The sequence below is a fragment of the Sulfurovum sp. genome, from assembly GCF_041562805.1.
Lineage (GTDB): Bacteria > Campylobacterota > Campylobacteria > Campylobacterales > Sulfurovaceae > Sulfurovum.
Genome location: NZ_JBFFOH010000230.1, coordinates 1 through 2,982 on the forward strand (window position 1 = coordinate 1; position 2,982 = coordinate 2,982).

General features: G+C 34.8%; 4 protein-coding genes. 3 read left to right on the forward strand and 1 reads right to left on the reverse strand.

Annotation, left to right across the window (positions count from 1 at the left end):
- On the reverse strand, window positions 1-830 hold an 830-nt coding region (locus tag ABYK33_RS15050; protein WP_373034131.1), incomplete at its 3' end, for an ADP-ribosylglycohydrolase family protein.
- An 87-nt stretch (window positions 831-917) separates the two neighbouring features.
- Between ABYK33_RS15050 and ABYK33_RS15055 the strand changes: the two genes are divergently transcribed.
- The 3 genes from ABYK33_RS15055 to ABYK33_RS15065 form a co-directional block, all read left to right on the forward strand.
- On the forward strand, window positions 918-1,217 hold the full coding sequence (locus tag ABYK33_RS15055) for a DUF4282 domain-containing protein (RefSeq protein ID WP_373034132.1): 300 nt from the start codon (window positions 918-920) through the stop codon (window positions 1,215-1,217).
- A 90-nt stretch (window positions 1,218-1,307) separates the two neighbouring features.
- The gene (locus ABYK33_RS15060) at window positions 1,308-2,540 is read left to right on the forward strand and encodes a hypothetical protein (protein ID WP_373034133.1); all 1,233 of its coding nucleotides are present in this window, start codon (window positions 1,308-1,310) and stop codon (window positions 2,538-2,540) included.
- Window positions 2,541-2,623: 83 nt separating this feature from the next.
- The coding region (locus tag ABYK33_RS15065; protein ID WP_373034134.1) for a class II SORL domain-containing protein at window positions 2,624-2,982 on the forward strand (359 nt) is incomplete at its 3' end.

A 2,982-nucleotide genomic window follows, 5' to 3' on the forward strand; every position in this document is an offset into this window, starting at 1 on the left:
AAGGTACCTTCTGTCGGACTTGCTTTACCCACTCTTACAGGTTCGCTTCGACCTATATCCCAAAGTCTTGCCATGGATGTAAGTGCGAGATCATCGACAAATGGTTCTTCTGAAAGTGTACTTTGGGGATCAGTTGCTTCTTCATATTTTGTGATGGCCTGTGAAACCTTTGAAGAGATAAAAGGACTCATTTGAACGGCAACAAGTTCTATAGCATCGCGTGGATGTACACCATGTATGACCCTGTGTGTCACACGAGCGAAGAATTCTCCTCCACTAAGTGCATCTTCACTGGTATGTGTAAACATAGCTTTTCTAGCTACGCTTGCCAAAGTCTCTTCATCATCATAATACCCATGGGCTGCCACATGTCGGATCGCCATTGCGTTTGATATGCCTCCAAGTTCATCCACTGTTTTCCCTGCTTGAACCTGTGCAAACGTTTCACGTGTCATGGTACATATCCAGGAACCCCAGTTGTTCGTCAATCTATTCATCCAATGTGGAATGAGTGCTGCAACATCAAAATCTCTTGGCGGGTCAGCAGTGGCCGCTAAATGTTCGAGTACTAAAATATTATAGTCACCATAGTCTGTTGTTCCACCTGCTTTCTTCCCTGGATGGTAATTACGTTCACCCCATCCTATGCCATGAGTTTGTCCACCCATCATCTCACCAGGACTCATGAATTTTTTTATGGATTTCTCTCCATACGCCTTAAATATCTTCTGTGCATCATATTCATAGTGACTTCCTAAACACAGTGCATCACCTACCAATGCACCGAAAAATGCACCTTTTATCGCTTCTTGTTTTGTTCTTTGATTCATAGTTATTCCTTCAATCTCTCAAATATAACCAAACAAACTTTATATACCTTGTGTATACTTATATTATTAATGTGCAAAAGGACAATAATGCAAGACTTCTTAACATTTCAGACATTCATTACTCCTACTCTTCTTATAATTATGTATTATATAGGTGCTCTTATTATTCCTTTGCTGAGTTGGTACTTTGTACGTTGGATTAAAAAAGTATATTTATCTGAAAAGGTAAAAACATCAGTAGTGATACATACTACTGCTAGACAACGTCTCATTATATTTACGATCTTTTTTCTCTGTTTTATCTGTATGGAAATACTCTGGAGAGTGATGTTTGAATTCTTTATCGCTTATTTTGATATGCATGACGCACTCATGAAATTAACTTAAGTAAAAGTAGTATACTATATATCTAAATAAGTTTTATTGTCATTCAGGAGGGTTATTATCAAAAGATACATCGTTATTTTATCCTTATTAGTGTCTTTCTCTAAAGCCAATACCAACAGTACCATACAAAATGAATCAAACTACATAGATCAAACACATAAAATACTTTCTGAAACAATTGTCAATTGGTCTGATATCATAGATACAATGGTGAGTGATTGGATAAAAAAGTATGAAACTAATACCACTACAGACGATAATGAAACAAATATAACGTCTACTGTAAATAATGAAGCAAACATATCTACTATAGACAATAATGATACGAATAGAAGTACTGCAGACAATAACGAAATAAATATAACTATTGATGAAAGCAATGAAACGAATTCAACTACAATTTTGACCACTCAACCTATACTCAGTACAGCTACTGCAACGATTATACCTATGACTAATACTCCTGCAGTATCCAATGTTCCAGGGAATACATTGGAAGACCGAGTAAGCTCCGCAGATGCTTTTTTTCAAAATGACAAGTACCTTGATGAGACAGAAAATACCTATATCCGTATTCGTGCAGAGAGTTTTTTACAATCAAAAGACTCTCATGATTATGATCTGACACTTCGTGCACAGATGCCATTTAAAAAAAGTAGGAAACATCTTAAAATTTTTGTTGAAAATTTCACTGCAGATAATGCAAATGACATATTACAGGATAAAAAAGATGATGATAACTCACCTGATATAGGTCTGCATTATTTCAAACCACTAAAAATAATAAACTCTAGATATTCAATGGGTTTAAGTGGTATAGACCCTTTTGTTAAAGCCAAATTTAATATGCCTATCAAAACAGATAAGTGGTTGATAGAAATGGTTCAGTTGTTTCAATACTCTACAGATGATAAATTTGAAGAAGATACAAATATTTACTTTGACAAAGAAGTAGGAAAAAAATCACTTCTTAGAATACAATTACATAGAAGTACTCAAGAAGAGATTGCCGGTATGAACTATGCTCTTTCACTGATATACTACCAGAGTCTAAAAAAACATACTGGATTTGGATTTGGTCAATCGTTTTATGGTAATACAAAGTATGAGTATACAGTCGACAACAGTATTGATCCTCTTCAAACAAAACAGTTTGGCGGTATAAATACTTATATTACCTCAGTAAGTTGGAGAACAAATATTTGGCGTAAATGGTTTTTTGCTGAAGTGCGCCCTTCTGTAAGTTTTGAGAAACAATATGACTATGATCCAAACTACAGAGTTCGTGTCTTTTTTGACTTTTATTTTGGTAGATTTAATTAAATTTACACAAATAAGACAATTTTTATCCTATTTAATTTTATTTGTGCTATAATGCCATCATCAAAACATAAAAAGGAAATAAAATGCCAAAAATTAACAAATACGTAGACATCTCTGAAGTAGAAAGAGAAGCAAAAAAAGATCTTATCGACAGACACTCTCCATTTATCCACTGTGCAGACACAGCAACTGCTGGTGAGCCATTTGAAGTAACAGTAAAAATGGGTAACGAATATACTCACCCAGATGATTTTGATCACTACATTGAATCTGTAACACTTTTCAACGGTGAGACTCAATTAGCAAAAGCTTCTTATGTTCCAGGAACTCTTGGTAACACTAAAGCACATAACACAACTACATTTACAATCATCCCAACAGGTAAAAAACTTAAACTTGTTGCTCATGGTTACTGTACTAAACACGGTATCTGGGAAGGTAC

Excerpts from the sequence above, each read along its gene's own strand:
- ABYK33_RS15055 (WP_373034132.1), top strand. The coding sequence starts at position 918 with ATGCAAGACTTCTTAACATTTCAGACATTCATTACTCCTACTCTTCTT.